Origin of the sequence: Streptomyces sp. NPDC026673 (assembly GCF_040638135.1) — a bacterium.
Taxonomy (GTDB): domain Bacteria; phylum Actinomycetota; class Actinomycetes; order Streptomycetales; family Streptomycetaceae; genus Actinacidiphila.
Window position 1 is genome coordinate 137024 of sequence record NZ_JBEZXR010000002.1, and the last position, 25196, is coordinate 162219.

A 25196-nucleotide genomic window follows, 5' to 3' on the forward strand; every position below is an offset into this window, starting at 1 on the left:
CGCTCTCCTCAGTCCCCCGGGCGGTAGCCCGCGGGCTTGACCGGGACGCGTACGTCGATGGTGTCGGCGTCGTCGAAGTGCAGGCGCAGCGCCACCCGCTCGCCGGCCACGGGCTTGTGTTCCAGGTCCGTCAGCATCAGGTGGTTGCCGCCGAGCGCGAGCGTGAGCCGCCCGCCCGCGGGGACGGTGAAGGAGGTCACCCGGCGCATCCGGTTGTCGTCGGTGCTGTGCAGGGTGATGTCGCCGGACAGGTCGCTGGTGACGGAGGTCAGCCGCGCGTCCGTGCCGCCGGTGTTGGTGACGGTGAAGTAGCCGGCCGCCATGTCCGCCAGCGCGGGCTGCGGGATGTAGGCGGCGCTCACCTTCAGTTCGGGACCCTCCGGGGACCCGGAGCAGGCCGTGGCGCCGAGCAGCACCAGCGCCGCCGCCACGGGGATCAGCCGTAGGGAGCGGGTCACGGCGTCCGCCCCGCGATGATCTTCGGCAGGTCGGCGGCGAACTCCTCGGACGTCGTGCCGGACATGTACAGCGCGTGCGCCTTGTCGTCCTTGGGCGAGTACGCGATCACCTGGGCGCCGTGCGTCACGGTGATGCTGCCGTCCTTCTCCTTCACCGGCTTCTCCACGTCCACGCCGAGCGCACGCGCGCCCGCCTGGATCGTGGCGAAGTCGCCGGTGAGGCCGACGAAGGACTTGTCCTGCGCCGCCAGCCACTCGCCGAGCCGCTGCGGGGTGTCGCGCTCGGGGTCGGTGGTGACGAAGACGACGACGAGCTTGTCCTGCTCCGCCTTGGGCAGCTTCGACTTGGCGATCGCGATGTCGCTCATCGTCGTGGGGCACACGTCGGGGCAGTGGGTGTAACCGAAGAAGAGCAGGGTCGGCCGGCCCGCGGTCCGCTCCACGAGGTCGTACTTCTCGCCGTGCGTGTCCGTGAGGATCATGTCCGGCTTCTCGAAGGGCGTGTCGAGGACGGTCGCCGCCTTCGGCGTCCCCTCGACGGAGACGACCGGCTCGGCGGCGGAGCCGGTTCCGGAGCCGTCGGCGCCGCCACAGGCGGCGAGGGTCAGGGCGAGTGCGGCGACGGCGGCTGCCGAGGCTGCCGCCCTGAGGGTGGTACGCATCAGGGATTCCCCAGGAATTCGTTGCGGCGCCGGGGCGGCCGCGGCGCGTGCGCGACGGCCGCCCCGGCGATGGTGCGTCAGGCGGACGGGGTGCCCGTGCCGCGGCGACGGCCGGCCAGCACGCCGAAGGCGGCGCCGAGCACGCCCACGACGATGCCGACGACGCCCAGCACCCGGGCCGTGGTGTCACTGGCGTCGGCGGAGGCCGCCTTCTCGGTGGCGCCGTCGCCGGACGCCGAGACGGCCTCGGCCTTGGCGTCGTCCTTCTTGTCGTCCGCGGTGGAGGCGTCGTGGCCGTGGCCGTCCTCCGCGGCGTCGGCCAGGGTCAGCACGGGAGCCGGGTGCTCCGGCTCCTCCTGACCCTTCTGCTGCTCCTCGATCCAGCGCACGACCTCCTTGTTGTCGTACGTCTGGAGAGCCTTGAAGACCAGCTGGTCGGTGTCCTCGGGCAGCGGGCCCAGGGAGACCGGGAACTGCTGGAACTCGCCGGGCTTGATCTTCCCGCCGCTCCAGGTGATCTTCGTGACCGCCTCGGTGATCTCGCCGCCGTGCGTCTTCAGCGGGGTCTTGAGCTTGCTCTTGGTGATCTGCACCGTCCAGCCGGGGACCGGCTGGGTGGAGACCGAGGCGATCGGGTGGTCGATCGGCAGGTTGACCTCGACCTTGATCGTCGCGGCCTTGTCGTCCTCGTTGGGGACCTTGAACGCGACCGTGCTGTAGCCGCCCTTGGCGGCGTTGCCGGGCTGGACGCTCACGTGCGCGAAGGCGGGGACGGCGGTGGCGAGCACGGCCGCCCCGGTGACGGCGGCGAGGGCGGTGGCGCGGCGCATGACGGTGTTCATGATGCGGAGACTCCACGATGACGGAGGGAAAGTGGCGGATGGCACGCGTGCGGCGCGCGCGACTCCGCCCTCATACGTCGGTGGAGCGGGTCGCGTTCAGGCCGCGAGGGCGTACGCCGGAGGGCCGCGCCGGGCCAGGCTGTGCCGCAGCAGCACGGTGCGCGGCACACGGGTGACGTCCCGGGTGCGGCCCGCGGCGGGGACGGGGCCGGACGCGGCCGGGGCCCCTGTCAGCAGGACGCGCACGAGCGCGACGGCGTGGCGCAGGGCACCGCCCGACAACTCGGTCAGCCCGCGGACCGACAGCGCGAGCAGCCGCCACAGCGCGGCCTCGCCGCGGCGCAGCAGCCAGCCGGCGGTCACCGCGGCGAGCACGTGCCCGAGCAGCATGGGGAGGCTGTAGGAGAGCATCGTGTTCTCGGCCGCCGGGTGGGGCATCCCGGGCATGCCGTGCGCGTGGGAGGCGAGCCGTGTCGCCGGCTCGTCGCAGAGCAGCCGGCCGGCGATCTCGGCGATGCCGCCGCCGCGCCCGCAGACCCCGCCCACGTTGAACAGCACGTGCAGCGCGAGTTGGCCGCCCGCGAGGCCGGTCGCGATCGCCGGCATCGAGCGCTCCCGCCCGGCGAGCGGGACGGCGACGGCGAAGACGGTGAGCCAGCCCACCGCCAGCGTCCAGCCGGGTACGCCGTGCCCCGAGGCCAGCGTGTGCGCGCCCGCGGACAACGCGACGCAGACCGCGGTGAACACCGCGGCCCGCAGCAGTCGCAGATCGGCGCCGGCGCGCACGGGGGAAGACATGACGGGCGTCATCCTCTCACCGCGCGCCCCCGTTGCGAACGGCGGGTCCCGGAACGTGTCGGTCTGTGCTATGGCGTCCGGCGGCGTTCCTACACCGGCCTGAGGAGCGACGGCATCCGCCGTATGGCTGGCATCACGTCAACGCCACGCTTACCGACCGTGTTTCGGGGCAATACGTATCGGTATGTCGAGCCGCAGCCAGGAGGCTGAGCATGAGCATCTGGTGGTCCCTCCACTTGCGGCGCGAGGCTGCGAGCGTTCCGCTCGCCCGCCGGCTCCTGCTGGGGACGATGGAGACGGCCGGGGTGGATCCGGACATCTCCTACGACCTGTCCGTCGCACTCACCGAGGCCTGTGCCAACGCCGTTGAGCACGCCGCGCACGGCGAGTACCGGGTGACCGCCCGCATCGAAGGGGACCGCTGCCGCATCGAGGTGGCGGACTCCGGACCGGGCTTCGCCCCGGACCTGCGCCGTACGCACCACTCCGTACGGCCGCTGGCGAAGAAGGACCAGCACGCGGAGCACGGGCGCGGCCTCTTCCTGATCGAGGCGCTCGTGGACCACGTCCACTTCCACAACCGTCCCGGGCACGGGGCGGTGGTCAGCTTCGACAAGATCCTCAAGTGGCGGGACGACTCCCTGCTCAAGGTCTCGTAGGGCCTCCTGGGGCGACACGGCCGAGGAGGACACGGCCCAGGACGACACGGCCCGGGGTCCGCCCGGGATCGCGCCGCCCCGCACGGCGGGAAGGCCGGGGCCCCGCGGACACCGTCCGCGGGGCCCCGGCCTTCCTGCGTGTCGGTGGCGTCAGCCCTTGAGGCCGGCCATCCAGCTCTCGACCTCGTCGGAGCGGCGCGGCAGGCCCGCGCTGAGGTTCCGGTTGCCGTCCTCGGTGACGAGGATGTCGTCCTCGATGCGGACGCCGATGCCCCGGTACTCCTCGGGCACGGTCAGGTCGTCGGACTGGAAGTACAGACCCGGCTCGACCGTGAGGACCACGCCCGGCTCCAGGGTGCCGTTGACGTAGGTCTCGGTGCGGGCGGCGGCGCAGTCGTGGACGTCCAGGCCCAGCATGTGGCCGGTGCCGTGGAGGGTCCAGCGGCGCTGCAGGCCGAGCTCGAGGACGCGCTCGACCGGGCCCTCCAGCAGACCCCACTCGACGAGCTTCTCCGTCAGCACGCGCTGGGCGGCGTCGTGGAAGTCGCGGTAGGCGGCGCCGGGGCGGACGGCGGCGATGCCGGCCTCCTGGGCCTCGTACACGGCGTCGTAGACCTTGCGCTGGATGTCGCTGTACGTGCCGTTGATCGGCAGCGTGCGCGTGACGTCGGCGGTGTAGAGGCTGTGGGTCTCCACCCCGGCGTCGAGCAGCAGCAGGTCACCGGAGCGGACCGGGCCGTCGTTGCGGACCCAGTGCAGGGTGCAGGCGTGCGGGCCGGCGGCGCAGATGGAGCCGTAGCCGACGTCGTTGCCCTCGACCCGGGCGCGCAGGAAGAACGTTCCCTCGATGTACCGCTCGGAGGTCGCCTCGGCCTTGTCCAGGACCCGGACGACGTCCTCGAAGCCGCGGGCCGTGGAGTCGCAGGCGTTCTGCAGCTCGCCGATCTCCCACTCGTCCTTGACCAGCCGCAGCTCGGACAGGAACTCCTTCAGCTCCGCGTCGCGCTCGGCGGTGACCTTGTCGGTCAGCGCCGCCTCGACACCGGCGTCGTAGCCGCGGACCACCCGGACCGGGCCGGTGGCCTCGCGCAGCGCCTCGGCGACCTTGCGGACGTCGGCGCAGGGCAGGCCCAGCAGGACCTCGCCCTCGGCCAGGCTGTGGCGGCGGCCGGTCCACAGCTCGCCCTGGCCGTCCAGCCAGAACTCGCCGTTCTCGCGCGAGGAGCGGGGCAGCAGATACGCCGTGGCGTCGTGGCCGCCGTCCCCGCGGGGCTCCAGGACCAGGACGGCGTCCTGGGTCTGGTCGCCGGTGAGGTACACGTACTCGGTGGCGGCACGGAAGGGGTAGTCCGTGTCGTTGGCGCGGGTGCGCAGGTTGCCGGCGGGGATCACCAGCCGCTCGCCCGGGAACCGGGCGGACAGCGCCGCGCGCCGCTTGGCGGCGTACGGAGCCTGCTCGATCGGCTGCAGGTCGCGCAGCTCGGTGTCGGCCCAGCCGGACTTCATCACTTCGGTGAGCTCGTCGGAGACGGCCGGGTACAGGCCGTTCTTCCGCTGCTTGATGGGCTCGTCACCTTCCGGGGTCTCCGGGGCGCGGTCCTCGGCCACGTCATGCCTCCTCGCTGTAGACCACCCCATCGTAAGTGGGTGTGGGGGGCAATCGGTCGCGGTACCCCGGAGGCGCTCAGTCGAAGCGGGCGGCGAGCAGGACGACGTCCTCGGTCGGGTGGGGGTTCTCACGGTCGTCGGGGAGCAGGGTGTGCAGGACGTGCTCGACCAGCTGGGCGGGGTCGTCCCGGGCGGTGCGCGGGGCGGACGCGGCGGCCGCGTGCAGGCGGGCGAAGGCGCGGTCGACGGGGTCGCCGGTACGGTGCAGCAGGCCGTCGGTGTAGAGCAGCAGGGTCTCCCCGGAGAGCGCCCGGAAGTCGACGCTGGGCGCCTCCCAGCAGCTGAGCATCCCCAGCGGCGCCGAGAGCGAGGTCTCCACGTACTCGATCCGCCGCCCGCCGACGATCAACGGCGGGCAGTGCCCGGCACCGGCGAGCACGATCTTCCGGGAGGCCGGCTCGACGTACGCGAACAGTGCCGTCGCCGAGCGGGCGGGTTCGGTCAGCCGCAGCAGCAGCTCCAGGTCGGAGAGGACGGCGACCGGGTCCTCGCCCTCCATCACCGCGTACGCCCGCAGCGAGGCGCGCAGCCGTCCCATCGCGGCGACCGCGCTGATACCGCTGCCGCTGACCCCGCCGACCGACAGCCCCAGCGCGCCTTCGGGCAGCGGGAGGGCGTCGTACCAGTCGCCCCCGCCCCCGGCGGCCGGGCGGTGCCGTACGGCCATGCGGACCCCGGGGACCCGGGGGAGCCGGGCCGGCAGCAGTTCCTCGCGGAGGGTGGCGACGGTGGCGCGGCTGCGGTCCAGCTCGAGCAGCCGGGCGAGATGTTCGGTCGCGTACCGGCAGTACAGCCCGATGAGGTGGCGGCGCCGCTCCACGGGCTCGGCCGGCTCGTCGTAGAACCACAGGGCCGAGCCGAGCCGGCCGGCGGACTCGCCGGACAGCCGCAGGGCGTAGCTGGCCGCGAAGCCGAGCCGGGCGGCGACCTCGCGGTGGCGCGCGTCGAGGCCGGGCTCGTGGCGCAGATCGGTGTGGATCTCCTCGGCCGGCACCGCTTCGGGGGCGGCGGGCAGCGGGACCGTCTCCAGCGTGCCGAGCTCTGCCGGGCCGAGACCGAGGCCGACGACCGTGGGCGGACCGAGCCGGTCGGCGGGGGAGACGGCCGCCAGGCCGCGCCGGGCGCCGACCAAGGTGCCTCCGGCGCGCAGCAGTTCGCGGAGGGCGTCCTCGAGGGTCGCCGTCCCGGCGAGGCGCCCGGTGAGCTCGTGCAGGGTGGTCAGGTCGGTCACCCAGGAGGCCAGCCGGTCCTGGGCGGCGGTGAGTTGGCCGACCGGATCCGGTGCCGGGGGGTGTGCGTTCGGGTCGCCCGGATGGGATTGTTGTTCGACCGAGGGGGAGGCAGTGTGCGCCGGTGTCGGAATGGGTGAGTCGATTCCGGCCACTTTCGGAAGGCGCGCGGCGCTCATGGCCGCCGGCTTTCACGCACTTCGTCGTGCCGCGGCGACGGCTCCGTAGAGCAGCGCATTTCCGTCAATAGCATCGCAAACCCCCAAGCTCATGCTGCGCCGCTATCAATGGATTACCTTGTACCGCCTACTCGTGGGTGTGTCCAGGATTGCGCAGGTGGCGGGGCTGGTGTCGGAGAGCCCGGGCCGATGCACGACTATGGCCGAAAAAGGGCACCGCGTGCGACAATTAGTTGTCGACTGAAGGGGTTCTACAGCGCGTCATATCCGCCGCAGCGGGTACGTACGGGATGGGAGTTGGCGGCCTCAGGAACCCGGCGCCCGGCCAGGGCGTCATAGACGGAGACGGCCGACCCTCCCCCACGGCGGGGTGTTGCACAGCCAGCGGGACCGCACACAGCAGCAAACGCAAGCGCACGCAGCAGTTCCCAGCACGACGCAGGACGAACAAGCGCCAGTGTGCGCCACCCCCCGCCACGTTCCACGCTCGGCTCGAGACGTGATGCGCTGACTCGTAAGCGGTGTGTTCCAGATTACGTTGTGTCATGGGCAGATCCCTGAGTGCCAACGGAAAGGAACGAGCGCAGATGCGCGAGATCCTCGGAAAGCGACGCAAGAGCAGTCCGGAGCTGCTGCGTGCGGCGCTCACCTGCGCCGAACGGTGGCAGTGGCCCGTGGTGCCCGGAGCCGGCACGGACGCACGCGGCGGATGCGCCTGTCTGCGTCCGGACTGCCCGGTGCCGGGCGCCCATCCGCATGATCCGGGCCTCCTCGCGGCGACCCGCGACCCGCGGATGGTCCGCTGGTGGTGGACGCGGCGGCCGGACCAGCCGCTCGTGCTCGCCACGGGCGACCGGGTCTCGGCGGTGAGCCTGCCGGCGGTCGCGGGGGCGCGGGCGCTGGGCGTCTTCGACAAGCTCGGGGTGCGCATCGGCCCCGTCGTGTCCACCCCCACGCGGTTCGCCGTGCTGGTGGAGCCCTACTCCCTCGAAGAACTGGGCGAGTTGCTCGACCGCCACGAATGGGTGCCGACCTCGCTGCGGTACCACGGCCAGGGCGGCTATCTCCTTCTGCCGCCGTCTCCGGTCGGGTCCGGCGGCACCGCGGGGGCGCGCTGGGTCCGGCGGCCGGTGGTGGACGCGGGAGACCGGGCGCCGTGGTTGCCCGGGGTGCGGGTCATCGTCGACACCCTGGTGCAGGCGGGGCGCACGGCGCCGGACGGCAGCCGGCTCTCGTACTGACCGGGCTCCGCGCCGGGCGGGCCCCCGTCGCGGAGCGCCGCCGTCGGCCGTCGGCGGCCTCGGCAACCTCGGCCGTCACTCGTTCGGGTAGGAGCGGGGGCCGTTGTCCGGTGAACGGGCAACGGCCCCCGCTTCATGTCCGTTTCTCCCGCTATGTTCGGCGCATGATGCGTGCGCCGAACCTGCGGATGGCCGCCCTCGCCACGGTCGTGGCGGCCGCCGCGCTGCTGCCCCTGGCCGGCGCCACCGCCGGGCCCGTCCTCCCCGCCGTGCCCGTGGACGTGACCGCGGCGATCACCGACGACAAGCCCTTGTCAAGCGGCCCCAGTGTGTTCGACACCCTGCCGAAGCTGGCCGAATCCGAACGCCAGACCGCATCCTGCGGTCCCCAACTCGCCTCCCCGGCAGGGCTGCGGGCGCAGACCTGCACCATCGGCGAGGACGGCGACACCTGGGCGCGCACGTACTACGCCAACACCACGGGCCGTCCTCTGGAGGGCGTGCTGACCCTCATGCGGCCCGACGGGCGGACCGTGCAGACACGGTGCGTCATCGCGGCGAAGGCGCCGGACGGGAGCTGTGAGACGCCGCGCGAGCCGACGGTGGCGGGAGCGGCGGAACCGTACATGGCGGTGGCGGAGATCGCAGAGAAGGGCGGGGAACGTCCGCTGCTGCGCAGCGGGTCCGCACAATGAAACGTCCGGTCGCTGGCGACGGGGGATGCACCAGCGACCGGACTGTTTAAACGGTAACAAGACTTCGCCCGTACGCAAATCCGGGGTACGGGTTCCGGCCCGGCGGCCACCCCCGGCCGGGGGTGGCTGTGACCAGGATCACCAGGGGGCGATCATGGCCCGAACTGCGGCCGCCGGGGCCGCGGACCGGTCAGCTGAGGGTGATCTGCCGGTTGGTGAAGCCGCTGCGCGCCCGCCGCTCCTCCGCCGTCAGCGGGCCGGTGCGCTCCAGCACCTCGGCCAGCCGCTCGCCGAAGGCCGCCGCCGGCTTCTCGACCTCGTCCGCCGAGACGCCCGCGGGCAGGTCCCACACCGGGACGACCAGCCCGTGCGCCCGGAACGAGCCCACCAGCCGGGTGCCCTCGCCCAGCGACGAGGCACCCGCGGCGTGCAGCCGGGCCAGCGCGTCCAGCAACTGCTCCTCCGGGTGCGGCATGACCCAGCGCAGGTGGTTCTTCTCGGGCGTCTCGCACCAGTACGCCGCGTCGACACCGGTCAGCCGGACCGTCGGGATGACCGCTGCGTTCGCCCGCTCCAGTGAGGCCGCGACCTCGCCGGTGGCGGACTCCGCGTTCTCCAGCCAGAACTCGAAGCCGGTGTGCACCACCGGCTCGAACGCGGCGTTCAGGTCCAGCAGGTCCTGCAGGCGCGGGCCTTCGGGCGCCGGGCGTTCCCCGGGCACCGGGTTGCCGGGCTCCGCCTGCAGGGCGCGCAGCAGGGTGTCGGCCAGGTCGCGGCTGATGTCCCCGGAGGCGGTGTCGTTCTGCAGGCCCAGCAGCACCATGCCGGTGTCGCGGCGCAGCCCCGGCCACGCCATGGGCAGCACGGTCGCCAGGGTGACCGACGGCACGCCCTCGGGCAGCGGGTCCTTCAGCGTCAACTCGGCCGTGGCGGCGGGCACCAGCTCGCGCAGCGCCACCCAGTCGCACTCGCCGGGCAGCCCCTCGAACGGCCGCCGCACCAACTCCGTCACCGCGTGCGCCGCCTCACGGCCGTGGCACGCCTTGTAACGCCGCCCCGAGCCGCACGGGCAGGGCTCCCGGGCCCCGACGACGGGGATCTCCCCGTCGGCGATCTGCGGGCGGGCGGGGGCCTTCGTCTTCGTCGGGCGCTTCTTCGCCATGGCTCGATCTCTCCCGGTAACGGCGGTGTTCCGGCCGTGAGCCTAGCGCCACGCCGTCCGCCCTCAGGGGAGGTCGCGCCCGTGGAGGCCGGGCAACCGCCCCGCGGGGCCTACGCGAGGTCGTCGAAGGGGTCCGCGAAATCGATCGGGACGTCGAGTTGGGGCGCGAGGTCGTCACGCCGCGCGTGGCGGCTGCGCACCGCGAGCATCGCCCACACCGTGACCTCGCCGGGAGCGTCGCGCACGCCCCAGCGCAGCGACAGGTTCCGTACGATGCCGAGCCCCCGGCCGCCGCGGGCGGTGAGCGAGGGACTGGCCGGAAGCGGGCGGGTCGGTCCGCCGCCGTCGGTGACCTCCACCGTCAGCAGCCCGTCCTCGTCGATCCGCCAGGCGGCCCTGATGCCGCTGCCGCCCGAGGACGGCGCGTCGTCGCCCAGCGGGCGTGCGTGCCGGCAGGAGTTGCTCAGCAGTTCGGAAAGGATGAGCACCGCGTCGTCGACGACCGGCTCCGCGACCCCGTACGCACACAGTTCCTTGCGCAGCCTGCGCCGCGCCTCGGCCACGCCCGCCGGACCATGAGGCAAGGCCATGGTCGAGGACGTCGGCACCTCCTGGGCCACCACCAACGCCACCCCCGAGACCTCCTTCACCCCACGCCACGGGATGGATGCCCTGTCCTTCTGGGCCGGAAACCGGCCAACTGCGATCTCTTGGGGCACACACAACGATCGAACAGGTTCCGAACGCGCCGGTGCACACCGCCCGGGGAAGGATCCCGTCCGTTTTCCCTTCAGGCGCGCCCGAGTTGGGCCAGCACCTGCCTCGGACGGTTGGTGATGACCGCGTCGACGCCGAGCCGCACGCAGAGTTCGACGTCCTCGGGTTCGTTGACCGTCCACACGTGCACCCGGTGCCCCGCGTCGTGCAGCCGCTCCACGTAACCCGGGTTGGAGCGCAGGATGCGGATGCTCGGACCGGCGATCCCCACCCCGGCCGGCAGCCGGCCGTCGCGGTGCCGGGGCAGCACGTACTGCATCAGGAAGACGGTCGGCAGATCGCGCGAGGCCAGCCGGATCCGGCGCAGCGAACGCGAGGAGAAGCTCATCACCCGCACCCGGGACGGCTCGCCGGGCTCCGGCCACAGCATCCCGAACCGGTCCAGCAACTCCACCAGCCGCTCCTCCACCTGGCCCGCCCAGCGCGTGGGGTGCTTCGTCTCGATCGCCAGCTCCACCCGGCGGCCGGTGTCCGCGACCAGTTCCAGCAGCCGTTCCAGGGTCAGCACGCGGCTGAGCTCGTCCGGGTCGGCGTCGAAGCGGTCGGGGGCCTCGGCGTCGGCGTCGAGAAGGGAGCGGAGCTCCCGGGACGGCTGCCGACGCGGGCCGATCGCCCGCGCGCCGCCCGCCCGGGCCTTCCAGCTGCCGAAGTCCAGGGTCCGCAGATCGGCCAGCTCCAGCGCGGAGACCGCGCCCCGCCCGTTGGAGGTGCGGTTCACCCGGCGGTCGTGCACGCACACCAGCGTGCCGTCGGCGGTGAGGCGTACGTCGCACTCCAGGGCGTCCGCGCCGTCCTCGATCGCCTTCCGGTAGGCCGCGAGCGTGTGCTCCGGGGCGTCCTCCGACGCTCCCCGGTGGGCCACGACCTGGATCGCGCGGAGATCAGTCACCGGGCTATGGTGCCATCCGCCGGGCCGGGAACGGCCGCTGCTTACGGCGGTCTGACACCCGGTGGGAAAAGCTGTGTCCATCCTGACGGTCGTGGTACGCACCGTAGCGGTATCCGTACGCACGGCACACAACGCATATCCGAGGAGATCAGCCGTGAGCACCGAGAACGAGGTCGGCCCGGTCCCGGCGGCGGTGCCGACGCAGGCGCCCGCTGACGCTGAGTCCGCCGCTCCCGCTGCGCCTCCCGCGGCACCCGCCGCCCCGCCCGCCGGTCCCCCGGCCCCGGCCCCGGTCCAGGCTCCGGTCCAGGCTCCGGTCCAGGCTTCCGCCCCGGCGCCGGCCGCGCCCGCGGTGCCCCCGACGCCCGTGGCTCCGGCGGCCGCGCCGCCCGTGCCTCCGGTGCCGGTGCCCCCGGTGCACGCCGCCACGCCGCCCGCCGGCCACCCCGCCGTGCCCCCGGCACCCCCCGCGGGCGTCCACACCGCGCCCCTGCCGCCGGTCGCGCCGCCGCCCACGCAGCCGTACGGCGGTCCCGCCGGGCCCTCGGGCCCCATGGGCCCCTCCGGCCCCGTCGGCCCGGTCTGGGGCACCCCGGTGCCCGCCGCGCCCGCTCCCAAGAAGCGCGGCAACGGCGGACTCGTCGCCGCCGTCCTGGTCGCCGCGCTCGTCGCGGGCGGCATCGGCGGCGGAGTCGGCTTCTGGGCCGCGGACCGCAACGACAGCGCCGCGTCCACCACCGTCTCCTCGGTCGGCAACCCCAAGGACCTCAGCCGCGCCGCCGGCTCGGTCGCGGGCATCGCCAAGCAGGCCCTCCCCAGCGTCGTCACGATCGAGGCCAGCGGCCGCCAGGAAAGCGGCACCGGCACCGGCTTCGTCTACGACAAGGAAGGCCACATCCTCACCAACAACCACGTGGTCGCCCCCGCCGCCGACGGCGGCAAGCTCACCGCGACGTTCTCCGACGGCAAGAAGTACGAGGCCGAGGTCGTCGGCCGCGCCCAGGGTTACGACGTCGCCGTGATCAAGCTCAAGGGGGTCACCCCCGACAAGCTCACCCCGCTCGCCCTCGGCGACTCCGACAAGGTCGCGGTCGGTGACTCCACCATCGCCATCGGCGCCCCCTTCGGGCTCTCCGGCACGGTCACCACCGGCATCGTCAGCGCCCTGCACCGGCCGATCGCCTCCAGCGACGGCGAAGGCTCCAACGCCTCCTACATGAGCGCCATACAGACCGATGCCTCGATCAACCCCGGCAACTCCGGCGGCCCTCTGCTCAACTCCGAGGGCGCGGTCATCGGCATCAACTCCGCCATCCAGTCCACCGGCGGCAACGACGGCGCCTCCCAGGCCGGCAGCGTCGGACTGGGCTTCGCCATCCCGATCGACCAGGCCCGCCGCGTCGCGGTGGACCTGATCAAGACCGGCGAGCCCGTCTACGCGGTCATCGGCGTGCACGTCGACTCCAGCTACAGCGGCGAGGGCGCCAAGATCGCCACCGGCGCCGACGCCGTCACCTCCGGCGGCCCCGCCGACCAGGCGGGCCTGCGCTCCGGCGACGTCATCACCAAGTTCGACGACACCGTGGTCGACTCCAGCCCCACTCTCATCGGCGAGATCTGGCAGCACGAGCCCGGCGAGAAGGTCAACCTCACGTACACCCGTGACGGTCAGACCCGCACCGCCACCCTCACACTCGGCGAACGCAAGGGCGACAGCAGCAGCTGAGCCGACCCGTTAGGCTGTCCCCGCGCCGCCCCGGGCCCGGCAACCCGGAACGGTGGCGCGGGGAGAGTTGCCCGAGCGGCCTAAGGGAACGGTCTTGAAAACCGTCGTGGCAGCGATGTCACCGTGGGTTCAAATCCCACACTCTCCGCAATGGCCCGCAAAGGCAAAGGTCAGAAGGGGTGCCCTAGACACGGGGGCACCCCTTCTGGCATGTCTGCGGGGGCGCCGTGCTTCCCCCTGGTTCCCCGTCTGATCGGGCAGGCCAGGGGTACGCGTCAATCCGCCGCCTCGCCGCCGACCAGCACCCACTCCACCAGTGCCAGCAGGTAGGGCAACGCCAGAATGATCATCATCGCGGCAACGAGCGCTATGACCACAAGGATCATGCACCCGAATCCCCGGGATGCGTCGGCGATCGGGTCTTGGTCGAACATGGATCCTCCCCGGCGGAACTGTAACCTGCGGGCGGTGCGGCGGCATTGGCAAGGCCAAAAGGGGTGCCCCGGACATGGGGCACCCCTTCTGGCATGCGTGGGCGGCCTCAGTCGGCCGGGCGTGGTCGGCGGAGGTCAGCCGAGGATCTTCACCTTGGCTCGCTGGAATTCCTCTTCGGTGATGTCGCCCTTGGCTTTGAGTTCCGACAGCTTCGAGAGTTCATCCGCGTCACTCGCAGGACGGGTGCCGGCGGTCTCGCGGACGTAGCGATCGAAGGCCTGCTGCTGGGCTGCGACGTGCTGTGCTTCGCGCTTGCCCATTCCCCTGCCGCGGGCGAGGAGGTACACGAAGACCCCGAGGAAGGGGAGGATCAGGACGAAGGCGCACCACCCCGCCTTCCCCCATCCGTTCAGGTCGTCGTCGCGGAAGATGTCCATGAGGATCCGGACCAGCAAGAAGATCCACAGGACCCACAGGAAGATCCACATCATGGTCCAGAACGCGCCCAGCACGGGATAGTCGTAGGCCAGGTGGATGTGACCGGTCATTGCCGCTCCTCTTGATTGCCCCCTCGCCGCTGGTGCGCGTCGTGTGCCGCGCGCTTTCGTCCGGCCTCGGTTGCCGGCGGCCGTACGCCCCGACCCCCTTCGTGGCGGGCCCCGGGGTCGGTGCCCGGGACCTGCTCACTTCCGCTGGGCGCCGACGGTCCTACGGCCCCATGTCGTCGACGAGTTCGGCGAAGCCGAGGGCGCGCAGGACGTTGCCTGCCGCGTCAACCACGCGTGCGCTGCCGACGATCGGCGCGATCGCCACGCACACGGCCTGGGCGTCCTCGACCGTGAGCCCGGCTTCCTTGGCCACGCTGAGGTTGGCCAGGTAGGAAGCCGGAGCGGCGTCCATCGCGATGAGCGCGGCCAGTCGCACAAGGTGGTACGTGCGGTCGTCGAGACCCGAGTTCGGCAGCGTCTCGATGTTCATGCGCGCGATCTGCTCGAAGACGGGGAAGTCCCCGTGGGCTATCGCGCCCAGTGTGCGTTCGGGAGCTTGTGCTGTCATGGTCGGTGACCCTCTAACTGTGTGTGTCGGTGACACACACGCGCTGGGTTGTGGAACTGTCCTCCGAGGGACGGGCACCCACAGAGGCCCAATGTGGTGATTCCTCACCAATTGCGCGATAAACGTACGAAACTTGCCGGGTCCGTCTCGGCGCGCCGCGGCGGCAGCGCGGGAGCCGGGGAGCGGGCAGGTCACCGCACCCGACGAGGGCTGACGCCACGCTCTGTGATCGGAGGGGCCGCCGGGCGCGGCGGGGCGGCCGAGCCGCGGTGGTCGCCCTGCGAATCCGGCCGTCCGTGCGCGGCGAGGCCGTTCGGGAACCGTGGGGCCGGGTCGCGTACCGCCCTGTCTCTCAGGGCGAGTCCACGCGCTCCGGGATGCCGTAGGGGTGTGCGGTGCTCGACGGTCCTATCCGGTCCGGCACGGGGTACAGGGCCACCTCCACGTCGCCCACTGCGCAGCTCCACTGTTCTTGGCGCTGCACGGCCGCCTTGCCGTCGCGGAGCATGGCTTCGGCGATCCGGCCGACTGATGCCCGCGTCGCCGTCCAGGTGCTCTCGCAGCCGTAGAACCGGCGGAGGCCGGCGATTCCGTCGACGAGGTCCTTCGCGCACTCGTCGACGTCGGGCTCGATCTGACCGGCACTCGCGCCGACGTCGAAGAGCGAGACGTGTACCCAAAGCCCCACGTCACCACTGTCGCGCCATTGCGGGGAGCCGGCACGCGGAGGGCGGCGAGGCCGCTCGGTTCGGCGATTCCGGGACGCCGCCGCATGGCGGGGCCGTGAGCCGGGGAACGGCAGACGGCCTCGCCTCGGGGGCGGGACATGCCGGGCGGCCACGGCACTTCACGTTCGCGAACCGGACATTACTGAGCATATGGTTCTCTTGTGTCGTCGCTCACGCAGGGGTGGGTGCGCCGAGACCTGCGGGAGGTGTGGGCGTGGGGCGATGGCGGGCGTTGATCATCCTTGGGGCGGCCCAGTTCCTCATGGTCCTGGACACCTCCGTGATGAACGTGTCGATCAGTCGGCTGGTCGAGGATTTCGACACCGAGGTCACGGCCATTCAGGCCGTCATCACTCTCTACACCCTGGTGATGGCCGCCTTCATGATCACGGGCGGGAAGCTCGGCGACAAGATCGGCAGGCGCCGCGCCTTCGCCGCCGGGCTCGTCGTGTACGGGACCGGTTCCGCCCTCACCGCCGTGGCCCCGACGCTGTGGGTGCTCACTGTCGGATGGTCGGTGATCGAGGGTCTGGGAGCCACGCTGGTCCTCCCGGCCCTGGCCGCCCTGGTGGCCGGCACCTACACCGGCCGGGACCGGGCTGTGGCGTACGGGGTGGTCGGCGGCCTGGCGGGAGCGGGCATCGCGGTCGGTCCGCTGCTCGGCGGCTGGGTCACCACGTACCTCACCTGGCGGTTGGTCTTCGCCGGCGAGGTCGTCGTCGTGGCGGCCATCCTCTGCTGCATCGGATGGATCAAGGACCAGGACCACCCCCGCGATGACACCCGCGGCCACCTCGACGCGGGCGGTGCGGTGCTGTCCGCCGTCGGACTCGCCCTGGTCGTCCTGGGCGTCCTGCAGAGCAGCTCGTGGGGATGGCTGAAGCCGCGCAACCCTCCGGTCACGATCTTCGGTTTCTCCCCCACCGTCTTCGTCATCGCCGCCGGAGCCGTCGTGTTGTGGCTGTTCCGGGTGTGGGAACGGCGTCAAGAGGCCCGGCACAAGGAGCCGCTGGTGCGGTTCTCGCTGTTCGGCATCCCGCCGCTGCGTGCCGGCCTGGCCATGCTGCTCAGTCAGAACCTCATCCTGCTCGGCTTGTTCTTCACCATCCCCCTCTACCTGCAGGTCGTTCAGGGACTGGACGCCTTCCAGACCGGCCTGCGGCTGCTGCCGGTCTCGATCACCATGCTGGTCGCCTCCATGAGCGGTCCTCTCCTCGGCCGCGTCGCCAGTCCCCGCACGGTGGTGCGGCTGGGTCTGCTGGTGTTGTTCGCCGCGATCCTGTGGCTGCTGGCCACCATCCGTCCCGAACTCGACGATCTCTCGTTCGCCGCCGCCATGGCGGTGCTGGGACTCGGCATGGGACTGCTCGCCTCACAACTCGGCAACGTGGTGCAGTCGAGCGTGGGGGGATCGGAGCGCAGCGAGGTCGGCGGTCTGCAGTACACGGCCCAGAACCTGGGCTCCTCCCTCGGCACCGCGCTCATCGGAGCCATCACCATCGGGGCGCTCGCCGGCGTGTTCACCGACCGCATCGCGGACAACCCGCAGATCTCCGATGCCGCCCGCCGGCAGACCGGCATCGCCATCGAGGCCGGCGTCAGCTTCGTCAGCACCGACCAGGTGCGTATCGCCGCCGAGCGCGCGAAACTGCCCGAGGCCGAAGCGGACGCGCTCGTGGACGAGTACGCCGCCGCCCAGCTCGCCGGTCTGAAGACGGCCATTCTCCTGGCTGCCGGCATCACCCTCGCCGGGCTGCCCTTCACCCGCCACCTGCCGAAGGAGCGCCTCGCCGAGGCGGAGGCCGCCGCGACGACGACTCGACGCGGCTGAGGCCCGCACCCCGTCCGCGCGGTTCTCGGATCAAGGTCACGGGAGACGACATGAAGGTGGAGGTACGACGGACCGACGGCGGGGTGATCGCGGTCGAGGTGGTGGGGGATCCGGACGCGCCCGCGGTGCTGTTCTGCCACGGGCTCGCCGACTCCCGGCTGTCCGCGTACGACTTCGCGGGCGCGGCCCGCGCGCTCGGGCTGCGCCTCATCGCCCCGGATCGGCCCGGCATCGGCGGCACCGACGCCCGTCGCCTGCCACGGGTCGTGGACTGGGTCGCGGAAGCCGGCCTGGTCCTCGACGCGTTGGGCGTCGGATCGGTGGCGCTGCTCGGCGTCTCGGGCGGCGGGGCGTTCGCGGCGGCCTGCGCATCCGAGCTGCCCCACCGTGTCCGCGGCCTACTGCTCATCGCGCCCCTCGGGCCGCCTGCCTGGCCCACCCTCGGGATGGCGGCCGGGCAGCGCGCGGCCTTGCGGATCGCCGGGCGCGCTCCGGCTTTCGGCGGCTGGTCTCTGGGTCTGCTGGCCACGTTGGCACGCCGGGCACCGGGGCTGTTCCTTCGCCTGGCGACCAGCGAGATGCCTGACGGCGACCGGCGTGCCCTCGGCCGGCCGGACGCGCGCGCGGCCTTCCTGGCCAACTACCTGCAGGCGTTCCGCCGCGGCAGCCGGGGAGTCGGGCAGGATCTGCGCGTGCTCACCCGGCCCTGGGGCTTCGATCTCGCGACGATCGGGGTGCCCACGTCGATCCACCACGGGGACGCCGACACCACCGTGCCGCTCCAGCACGCCCGCCGCTTCGCCGCGGCGATTCCGGGCGCACGCCTTCACGTCCATTCCGGCCAAGGGCACTTCTCGATCCTCAGCGCGCCCGAGCGGATGCTGGCGGCACTCGCCGCGTAGCCGCGGCGGCCTGTCCGGTTCGCGTCTGTCTGTTCTGCGCCTGTCTGTTCCGTGTCTGTCCGGTCCTGCGGCTGTCGCGCCGTGTCGCTCCCTTCGGTCGCAAGGCGGCGGGCTGCGGAGGGGAGGGTGGGCGGCTGGTCCGTCGCTGCGGTGTACGGGTGAGTGCGTGGCGGGGGTTCAGGCGCCGGAGCGGGTTGCCTCTCCGGTGGTGTCTGTCTCGTTGCCGTCCGCGGGTAGAGATGGCTGGTTGCGACGCCCGCCGTGCGTGGGTGGCGCGCCTGCCGTGACCTGCGTCTGCGGGTGAATCCCCGGCAGGGCAGCGGGATCGGTGGGTCGGTTTCCGAGATCGGGCTCTGTTTCGCCGACTATTTCGGCGAAAGCGGGCCCGGTCTTCCCTGGCTCAAAGATCGGGCTCTGTTCCGCCGAACATATCGGCGAAAGCGAGCCCGATCTCCCGTCAACGGCTGGACAGCACCTCGAAGCAGCCGCAGACGCCGGTTACGGCGGGCGCGCCCACCACCGGTATGAGGCGTGGAAGCGGCCATCTATGCCCGCGGACGGCGACGAGACCTCAGCCGCCGGAAAGGGAACCCGCTCCGGAGCCCGAACCCCGCCGACCACCGGCCCGCACACTGCCACGAGGGCCCCGCCCCCCGGCCCTCCCATCCGCAGCCGGCGTCTTTGCGTTACCTGTCCGGGGTCAGGGCCTCCAGCGCCGCCCGGGCCTCCGCGACACGGTGTCGCCATGGCTCGCTCCGCAGCGTGGAGAGGTTCCACTCGACCACGGGCTCGGCGCCGGTGAGGCGAACGCGGGCTAGCGGTAGATCTTTCCGGGCTCGGCGGTGCCCGGCGCGAGGAGCTGGGACACGGTGACGAAGGTGTAGCCCCGCTCGCTGAGTCCCTTCAGGATGCCGGGCATGGCGGGCACGGTGCCCTTGTGGAGCGGGTGGAGCAGGATGATCCCGTCGCGGTCGGCGCCGTCGAGGACGCGCTGGGTGATCAGCGACGTGTCGGCCGTCTCGTAGTCCTTGGCGGTGACCGTCCACAGGACCTGCGCGACCCCCAACTCCCTTGAGACCTCGGAGACACGGTCGTCGGTGCGGCCCTCCGGCGGCCGCATCAGCGTGGGCTTCTTGCCGGTGAGAGCCGAGATGGCCTGCGCGGTGCGGCCCAGCTCCTCGCGGATCTGCGCGTCGGAGACGTCGGTCAGCCGCGGGTGCGTCCAGGTGTGGTTGCCGATCTCGTACCCGTCGGCGGCGATCCGGCGCACCACATCGGGGTGCTCGTGGATGCGCCTGCCCTCGAGGAAGAACGTGGACGGCACCTTCTGCCGCTCCAGGAGGTCCAGCAGCCTGTTGGTCGGCTCACCGGGGTTGCCGTCGAAGGTGAGCGCGATGCACTTCGCCTTCCGGCAGTCCACTTCCCCTGATGCCGGCTGCGCGTTCGCCGCCGCCCGGGCGCGTGCGTCGCTCGGGGAGAGCGTCTCCATGGCGGTCGCCCGGATGATGACGACCACGGTCACGGCTATCACCGTCACCGCGGCCAGGGTCAGGAGTATCCACAGGCGAGGCCGCCTTTTCACACTGTCCACTCGTGAAGATTACTATCCGCTGGTATGCGCTTTCCGGCGCTGTTTTCGCGCCCGGTCGCCCGTGGGACAAGGGGAGTCGGGCATCCGGGAGGCCCTCCCGGGCCGCCTGGAGTGTGATGCGGAACACGCGCCCTGCGGATGTGACACCCATGACGTACGGGCCGCGCACGCCGCCGCACGGGCGCGGCGGGAACCACGACGATCATTTCGGACGTGACGCATCCTTGTGGCGCTCCCGGCGCCGGAGGACGGGGAGGGGCGTGGAGACTCAGGAGGATCCCGGGCGGGAGACCGTCGACTGGGCCGGCTGCGGCGAGTACCTCTTCTCGCCGGCCATCGCCGCCGTCGGCGCGTTCATCGGCACTTGGTGGACGGTCCGGGGCTGGGACGACTGCCCGCTCGGCAACAACGTCAGCAACGACATCGGCCTGCAGTACATGACGATGCCGGCGGTATGGCTGTCGATGACCGTCGTGCTCGTTCTCGTCCACGCCGGCCTGCGCAGGCGCCCCCGCAGCGGGGGGTTCGCCGACCGCCGGCTCGCGTTGATCCTCCTGGCCGTCGCCCTGACGGTGCTGTACCGCGTGGGGATGGGCTTGCCCCACGTCTCGCCCGACGACGGCTGCTACGAGGGCTACCCCCTCTTCCCGTTCATCGGCTGAGCCGGCAACCGGTCCGCCGCCCGCGGGGAACGCCGGTGTCGGTGAGCGGGGTGAGGGGGCGCGGCTGGGAGAATACGCTTAACGGTCAAACCGGGCACGGGATCTCCTCGAGCGCCACGGGCGGTCACTGTGCCGGTTCCGGCCGCCGTCTCGAACGGCAAGGGCTGATCACCATGACGGGCATCGCGCTCCTGGGTCTGCTGCTGGCCTCGGCCGGTGGCCTGGTCTATGCCCGTGAGCGGTTTCCCGCGGTGTTCTGGCTGCTGGTCGGACTGCCGCTGGCCTGGGGGCGGTTCCTGTCGACCTACGGCTCCACGATGACGGCGTGCGGGCTCGCCGTGCCGCCGTCGCGGACGCGGGCCCTGATGGTCCGCGCGGTCGGGCGCCGGGAGGTCCAGCCGATTCCGCCGAGGATCCGCCGGGTGGGCGGCTCGCTGACCGGCATGCGGGTGCGGTTGCGGTTGCCGGGCGGGCTGGAGCCGGCCGATGTGGTCGCCGCGTCCAACCGGTTGCGCCACGCGTGGGGCGTGCACGCTGTGCACGTCGTCGAGGTCGGGCCAGGGGTCGTGGAGTTGCGGATGACCGGCTACGACGTGCTCCGTGAGGTGCGGATGCCGCGCCGTCTGCCGTCCGGCCCGATGGTGGTGCCGGTGGCCCTGCGCGACGACGGGACCGCCTTCGTACGGAACTACCGGGAGATCCCGCACGCGCTCACCCTCGGGGCGAACCGGTCGGGGAAGTCGATGTACCAGCGCAACCTGATCATGAATCTGGCCAGGCTGCCCGTGGCCCTGGTGGGGATCGACTGCAAGGGCGGGGTGGAGCAGATCCCTTACGCGTCCCGCCTGTCGGCCCTGGCCACCGACCGTGAGCAGGCGGCGAAGCTGCTGGAGGCGCTGGTGGGGGAGATGGAGGACCGGTTCGCCCTGCTCAAGGAGTGCCAGCGAACGGCGCTGACCACCCCGGAGGAGGAGGTCGCGTCCGACATCTGGGGGCTGCCCGCCTATGTGCGGCCGACGCCGGTCGTGGTCCTGGTCGACGAGGTCGCCGAGCTCTTCCTCAACGCGACGAAGAGGGACGAGGAACGCCGGGACCTCATGGTCGCGAACCTGATCCGGCTGGCGCAGCGGGCCCGCGCGGTCGGCATCTACCTGGAGATCTGCGGCCAGCGGTTCGGGGTCGAACTCGGCAAGGGGGCGGTCACGCTGCGGTCCCAGCTCGCGGGGCGCGTCGTGCACCGGGTCAACCGGCAGACCGCCGAGATGGGCCTGGGCGACATCTCGCCCGAGGCGATGGCCGCAGCGACCGCCATCGCCCCGGACCGGGTGGGTGTCGCGGTGGCCGGTGACGCCTCCGGCGGCTGGTCGCACATCCGCACCCCGCTGGTGTCGATCTCCGAGACCGCCGCCGTCTGCCGGGCCCACGCGCATCTGGTGCCCGACCTTCCGGCTCTCGACCCGTACCGGCCCTCCACCTCCGGTGAGCCGGAGGAGCCGCCCGAGCCCCCGCCCTTCCCCCGTCCGCGTTCGCGGCCGTGAACGGCCGGTCAGACGGGCGGCCCCGCCACGGGTGAGGCGGTCATGGCGGCTTCACGCCGTTTCGGCGCGTGCCGAGGCCCTCCGCCGTGCGGGGGCGGGGACGGACCCGCCTCCGCACGGTCACTTGCCGCGGGTGCGGGGCGGGACGATGTCGAGGACGGCCATCATGCCCATGTCCTCGTGGTTGAGGATGTGGCAGTGCAGCACCGTCCGGCCGGTGAAGTCCGTGAAGGGGATGCGGATGACGACATTGCCTCGGGCGGGCACGTTCACCGTGTCGAACCAGCGGTGGTCCGGATCGGTGGCCTGGCCGTTGGTGCTCATCAGCTGGAACTGGTTGGTGTGGACGTGGAAGGAGTGCTCCTCGTCCGAGTCGTTGCGGACGGTCCACTCCTCGACGGTGTCGAGGGCGGAGGTGAAGTCGACCCGGTCCGGGGCGTACTTCCGGCCGTTGATGTAGAACTCGTCCCCCGCCGCGTTCTCCGTGAACACCACCGTCTTGCGGTCCGCGATCGCGGCGTTCGCCAGATCCTGGTTGGGCGCGAAGTCCTCCGGGATACGGGCCGGGGTCATGGGGGTGCCGGCGGTGACGACGGTGGCCAGGTCGGTGCGGGGGAAGGTGTTGCCGGCCTTCCCCGTGTCGTAGGCGAGGGTCTCCAGCGTGGCGCTGCCGGGCCGGCCGCCCTGGACGAGGACGTCGAAGCGGGCTCCCGCGGCGATGATCAGGGTGTCCCGCGCGTAGACCCGCCGGACGGGATAGCCGTCCTGGGCGATCACATGGAAGCGGGTGCCCTTCAGATGCAGCCGGTAGTAGATGTTGGCGCCGATGTTCGCCAGCCGCCACAGCTGGGTCTCGCCGGGACGGATGGAGATCACGGGGTTCTGCTGCCCGTTGACGGTGCGGTTGGTGGCGGCGCCGATGGTGAGGCCGTGGGTCTTGATCGCGTCGCCGTGGATCTGGAAGTCCTTGAATGCGACGACGTGTTCGGTGATCCCGCGCAGTGACGGGGGCAGGTACCGCCCAAGGCCGTCGACGATGATGACGCCCGACTCGCCGCCCGCGACCTGGGCGGCGGACATCATGTCCGCGTGCGAGTGGTACCAGTACGTCCCGGGCGTGACGGTGCGCGGCAGCCGGTACGTGTAGTGGTGGCTCTTCCCGTACTTGATGGCGATGAAGATGTCGTCGGCGGGGCTGCGCGGGGAGACGTGGAGCCCGTGCACATGGACGTTGGTGTCCTCGTCCACGCGGTTGGTCATGGTGAGGTCGATGCGGTCGCCCGGCCGGACGCGGAAGGTGGGCGGCATGTACCTCCCGTTGTAGGTGAGGGCGTACAGCCGGTGGTTCCCGACCTGGACCTTGCGCCGCTCGACGACGATCGCGGCCTTGAGAACGCCGTCGCGGCTGACCAGTTCCGGGGGGTCCTGCAGTCGCGGGCCGGGCCCGGATGGGGGCGCCTGCCGGTCCTGCGGAGCGGGCCGGTCCGTGGAGTGGGAGTGCCCGGTGGGCGTGTGGCCCGCGCAGCCGGCCAGCCAGCAGGCGACGAGGACCAGCCCGGCGACGAGCAAGGTCAGCGGGGATCGGGTTCGGGACCGGGTCACATCTCTCCCCTGGTGAAGCGGCGCGGCCGGGCGGCGGCGTCCGGTCGCGAGGGCGTGACGGGCCGCGGGTGGTCCGTCAGCCGGAGCGTAGGAAGCGGACGTGGGCCTTCCGGGGCGCCACGCACCGGGGGCCGCCCGCTTCCGCTCGAACGGCAGCACGGCGGGTACCCGGAGGTGGTGGGGCGCGGGTTCCGCCGGCGGGCGCGGAGATTGGCCGAAAGTCGTGCCGTAACGGTTCCGCGGCTGCGGGGCCCGGGGCGGGCCGGCCATGACGCGGCCAAGCGGTCAATCGCGGCGGCTGTGCGGGTTTGTCGACAGATCGTCACGCTTGCGAGCGAAAGGGATCAAGGTCCGGCTTGTCCGCGGTGGCGCTGGGCAACTCTGCTTGCGGCGACGTCGCAGAGCCGGCGGAGCGGTCGGCCGACCGCACCGCGCACCTCGTATCCACTCCTCGGAGGGAAACACATGGCAAGCATCCGTACCGCCCGAGTCATGGCCGGCCTGGCCGCGCTGCCGCTGGCCGCAGCGCTGTTCGCAGGCACGGCGGCGGCCGACAACGGCGCCCAGGCGGGTGGCACCTCCAACGCGACGGTGGTGAGCAACAGCGGCGGCAACGTGGGCCGCGACAACTTCGGGACGGTGACGACGACGCAGCAGGCGGCGACGGGGGCGGGGGCGTCCAACCAGAACAGCACGGCCAGCGTGGTCGGCTCGGCCTTCACCACCATCAACCAGCCCTCGCTGAACATCCACTTCGGGCCCATGTGGTGAGCGGACTGGCCCGCGGGGAGGGGCCGGGGGGCTGAAGGGTCGACTGCGCGACGGCACTCTCACTGCCGTCGCGCAGTCGCGTCCGGCGTTGTCCACAGCCTGTGGACAACGTCTTCCGTCCGGGCATCTTGACAGCGGTGCCGCCCTCTCGCCAATCTGACGATCAGTCAGAAACTGGGGGCGGTGACGGCGACGATGACGACCGACGGCCTGTACGAGCGGCTCGTGGCGTACGTGGGGTGCCCCGCCGCCGTCGCGGGCGAGGGCAGGGACCCCGTCAACACGCCCATGATCCGGCACTGGTGTGAGGCGATGGGCCACCCCGTCCCGCCGGACGGCACGGCACCCGCGCCCATGCTCCAGGTGTGGACCATGCGCGGGCTGTCCGGGCCGGGGGACACCGGCGGAGGCGGTTCCCGCGCGGGCGCCTACGACGAGCTCCTCACGCTGCTGGACGAGGCGGGCTGCACGGCGGTCGTCGCCACCGACTGCGAGCAGGAGTACCTGCGGCCGCTGCGCCCGGGCGACCGGATCACCTTCGACGCGGTGATCGAGTCCGTGTCGCCGCGCAAGGCTACCCGCCTCGGCAGCGGGTACTTCGTCACCACGCGCATGGACCTCCGGGCGGACGGCGAACTCGCCGGCCGCCACCGCTTCCGCATCCTCAAGTACGCCCCCGCGGGGACGCCGGGCGACCGCCCGCGGCGGCCCCGCCCGGTCGTCAACCGCGACAACGCGGGCTACTGGGAGGGCGTCGAACGGCACGAGTTGCTCATCCAACGCTGTTCCTCCTGCGGCACCCTGCGGCTGCCGTGGCTCCCCGGCTGCAACAGCTGCGGCTCCGGCGCCTGGGACACGCTACCGGCCTGCGGGCGCGGCACGGTGTTCAGCCATGTCGTCGTGCACCACCCGCCGTTCCCCGCCTTCGACCCGCCCTACGCGGTCGCCCTGGTCGAACTCGCCGAAGGCGTGCGCGTCCTGGGCGGCGTCGTCGGCGTGCCGTACGAGAAGGTGCGCATCGGCATGCCGGTGACACTCGAGTTCCGGCACGCCGACGGGGAGCCGGCCGTACCCGTCTTCCGCGCGGAGGTGTGA

The 25196-nt window shown here is 72.2% G+C and carries 25 protein-coding genes and 1 tRNA gene; 11 read left to right on the forward strand and 15 right to left on the reverse strand.

Going from position 1 to position 25196, the window contains the following annotated elements; translation table 11 throughout:
• Positions 1–8 precede the first annotated feature (8 nt).
• The 4 genes from AB0F62_RS02160 to AB0F62_RS02175 all read right to left on the reverse strand — a co-directional run bounded on the left by AB0F62_RS02160 (position 9) and on the right by AB0F62_RS02175 (position 2760).
• A complete protein-coding gene (locus AB0F62_RS02160; protein WP_361791154.1) occupies positions 9–458 on the reverse strand; it encodes a copper chaperone PCu(A)C in 450 nt (149 codons plus the stop codon).
• Positions 455–1120, reverse strand: coding sequence for an SCO family protein (locus tag AB0F62_RS02165; protein WP_361791157.1), 666 nt, complete (start codon positions 1118–1120; stop codon positions 455–457). Before AB0F62_RS02165 ends, AB0F62_RS02160 begins: the two co-directional genes overlap by 4 nt.
• A gap of 77 nt (positions 1121–1197) precedes the next feature.
• Positions 1198–1962 (reverse strand): YcnI family protein, encoded by a 765-nt coding sequence (locus AB0F62_RS02170; RefSeq protein ID WP_361791160.1) that lies wholly within the window; start codon positions 1960–1962, stop codon positions 1198–1200.
• 96 nt (positions 1963–2058) lie between these two features.
• On the reverse strand, positions 2059–2760 hold the full coding sequence (locus tag AB0F62_RS02175; protein ID WP_361791163.1) for a hypothetical protein: 702 nt from the start codon (positions 2758–2760) through the stop codon (positions 2059–2061).
• 212 nt (positions 2761–2972) lie between these two features.
• Between AB0F62_RS02175 and AB0F62_RS02180 the strand changes: the two genes are divergently transcribed.
• Entirely contained in the window at positions 2973–3419 is a 447-nt protein-coding gene (locus tag AB0F62_RS02180; RefSeq protein WP_018558220.1) for an ATP-binding protein, read from the forward strand.
• Between the two features lie 150 nt (positions 3420–3569).
• On the opposite strand, the gene AB0F62_RS02185 is transcribed toward AB0F62_RS02180, so the two are convergent.
• Positions 3570–5027, reverse strand: a complete 1458-nt coding sequence (locus tag AB0F62_RS02185; RefSeq protein ID WP_361791166.1) for an aminopeptidase P family protein — start codon at positions 5025–5027, stop codon at positions 3570–3572.
• Between the two features lie 76 nt (positions 5028–5103).
• Entirely contained in the window at positions 5104–6495 is a 1392-nt protein-coding gene (locus AB0F62_RS02190; protein ID WP_361791169.1) for a PP2C family protein-serine/threonine phosphatase, read from the reverse strand.
• Positions 6496–7082: 587 nt separating this feature from the next.
• Between AB0F62_RS02190 and AB0F62_RS02195 the strand changes: the two genes are divergently transcribed.
• The gene (locus AB0F62_RS02195) at positions 7083–7736 is read left to right on the forward strand and encodes a bifunctional DNA primase/polymerase (protein ID WP_361791172.1); all 654 of its coding nucleotides are present in this window, start codon (positions 7083–7085) and stop codon (positions 7734–7736) included.
• A 164-nt stretch (positions 7737–7900) separates the two neighbouring features.
• Positions 7901–8431 carry a hypothetical protein gene (locus AB0F62_RS02200; RefSeq protein WP_361791175.1) on the forward strand — a complete coding sequence of 177 codons (531 nt, stop codon included), beginning with the start codon at positions 7901–7903 and terminating at the stop codon, positions 8429–8431.
• Positions 8432–8621: 190 nt separating this feature from the next.
• Here the strand turns inward: AB0F62_RS02200 and AB0F62_RS02205 are convergent, their stop codons facing one another.
• From AB0F62_RS02205 to AB0F62_RS02215, 3 genes are all read right to left on the reverse strand, one after another.
• Complete coding sequence (locus AB0F62_RS02205; RefSeq protein WP_361791178.1) at positions 8622–9593, reverse strand: DUF5926 family protein; 972 nt, start codon at positions 9591–9593, stop codon at positions 8622–8624.
• Between the two features lie 110 nt (positions 9594–9703).
• Complete coding sequence (locus AB0F62_RS02210; RefSeq protein ID WP_361791181.1) at positions 9704–10225, reverse strand: ATP-binding protein; 522 nt, start codon at positions 10223–10225, stop codon at positions 9704–9706.
• 158 nt (positions 10226–10383) lie between these two features.
• Positions 10384–11259 carry a glycerophosphodiester phosphodiesterase gene (locus AB0F62_RS02215; protein WP_361791184.1) on the reverse strand — a complete coding sequence of 292 codons (876 nt, stop codon included), beginning with the start codon at positions 11257–11259 and terminating at the stop codon, positions 10384–10386.
• A 154-nt stretch (positions 11260–11413) separates the two neighbouring features.
• Here AB0F62_RS02215 and AB0F62_RS02220 point away from each other — a divergent pair, with 154 nt between their 5' ends.
• The gene (locus tag AB0F62_RS02220; RefSeq protein WP_361791187.1) at positions 11414–12985 is read left to right on the forward strand and encodes a trypsin-like peptidase domain-containing protein; all 1572 of its coding nucleotides are present in this window, start codon (positions 11414–11416) and stop codon (positions 12983–12985) included.
• 61 nt (positions 12986–13046) lie between these two features.
• A tRNA-Ser gene (locus AB0F62_RS02225) sits at positions 13047–13133 on the forward strand.
• Positions 13134–13260: 127 nt separating this feature from the next.
• On the opposite strand, the gene AB0F62_RS02230 is transcribed toward AB0F62_RS02225, so the two are convergent.
• From AB0F62_RS02230 to AB0F62_RS02245, 4 genes are all read right to left on the reverse strand, one after another.
• The gene (locus AB0F62_RS02230; protein WP_361791190.1) at positions 13261–13419 is read right to left on the reverse strand and encodes a hypothetical protein; all 159 of its coding nucleotides are present in this window, start codon (positions 13417–13419) and stop codon (positions 13261–13263) included.
• Positions 13420–13554: 135 nt separating this feature from the next.
• Complete coding sequence (locus AB0F62_RS02235; protein WP_361791193.1) at positions 13555–13968, reverse strand: SHOCT domain-containing protein; 414 nt, start codon at positions 13966–13968, stop codon at positions 13555–13557.
• A 160-nt stretch (positions 13969–14128) separates the two neighbouring features.
• Positions 14129–14476 (reverse strand): carboxymuconolactone decarboxylase family protein, encoded by a 348-nt coding sequence (locus tag AB0F62_RS02240; protein WP_361791196.1) that lies wholly within the window; start codon positions 14474–14476, stop codon positions 14129–14131.
• 352 nt (positions 14477–14828) lie between these two features.
• Positions 14829–15164 (reverse strand): hypothetical protein, encoded by a 336-nt coding sequence (locus tag AB0F62_RS02245; protein ID WP_361791199.1) that lies wholly within the window; start codon positions 15162–15164, stop codon positions 14829–14831.
• A 254-nt stretch (positions 15165–15418) separates the two neighbouring features.
• On the opposite strand from AB0F62_RS02245, the gene AB0F62_RS02250 reads away from it, so the two are divergent.
• Together AB0F62_RS02250 and AB0F62_RS02255 are read left to right on the forward strand one after the other, a co-directional pair.
• Positions 15419–17035, forward strand: a complete 1617-nt coding sequence (locus AB0F62_RS02250; RefSeq protein ID WP_361791202.1) for an MFS transporter — start codon at positions 15419–15421, stop codon at positions 17033–17035.
• 50 nt (positions 17036–17085) lie between these two features.
• Positions 17086–17937: an alpha/beta fold hydrolase gene (locus tag AB0F62_RS02255; RefSeq protein ID WP_361791205.1), complete on the forward strand. Its 852-nt coding sequence runs from the start codon at positions 17086–17088 to the stop codon at positions 17935–17937.
• Positions 17938–18751: 814 nt separating this feature from the next.
• On the opposite strand, the gene AB0F62_RS02260 is transcribed toward AB0F62_RS02255, so the two are convergent.
• Positions 18752–19528, reverse strand: a complete 777-nt coding sequence (locus AB0F62_RS02260; protein ID WP_361791208.1) for a polysaccharide deacetylase family protein — start codon at positions 19526–19528, stop codon at positions 18752–18754.
• A gap of 260 nt (positions 19529–19788) precedes the next feature.
• Here AB0F62_RS02260 and AB0F62_RS02265 point away from each other — a divergent pair, with 260 nt between their 5' ends.
• Both AB0F62_RS02265 and AB0F62_RS02270 read left to right on the forward strand, forming a co-directional pair.
• The gene (locus AB0F62_RS02265; protein ID WP_361791211.1) at positions 19789–20190 is read left to right on the forward strand and encodes a hypothetical protein; all 402 of its coding nucleotides are present in this window, start codon (positions 19789–19791) and stop codon (positions 20188–20190) included.
• A gap of 173 nt (positions 20191–20363) precedes the next feature.
• Positions 20364–21728, forward strand: coding sequence for an FtsK/SpoIIIE domain-containing protein (locus tag AB0F62_RS02270; RefSeq protein WP_361791214.1), 1365 nt, complete (start codon positions 20364–20366; stop codon positions 21726–21728).
• A 120-nt stretch (positions 21729–21848) separates the two neighbouring features.
• On the opposite strand, the gene AB0F62_RS02275 is transcribed toward AB0F62_RS02270, so the two are convergent.
• A complete protein-coding gene (locus AB0F62_RS02275) occupies positions 21849–23330 on the reverse strand; it encodes a multicopper oxidase family protein (RefSeq protein WP_361791217.1) in 1482 nt (493 codons plus the stop codon).
• Between the two features lie 465 nt (positions 23331–23795).
• Here AB0F62_RS02275 and AB0F62_RS02280 point away from each other — a divergent pair, with 465 nt between their 5' ends.
• Together AB0F62_RS02280 and AB0F62_RS02285 are read left to right on the forward strand one after the other, a co-directional pair.
• Entirely contained in the window at positions 23796–24101 is a 306-nt protein-coding gene (locus AB0F62_RS02280) for a hypothetical protein (protein WP_361791220.1), read from the forward strand.
• 195 nt (positions 24102–24296) lie between these two features.
• On the forward strand, positions 24297–25196 hold the full coding sequence (locus tag AB0F62_RS02285) for an OB-fold domain-containing protein (protein ID WP_361791501.1): 900 nt from the start codon (positions 24297–24299) through the stop codon (positions 25194–25196).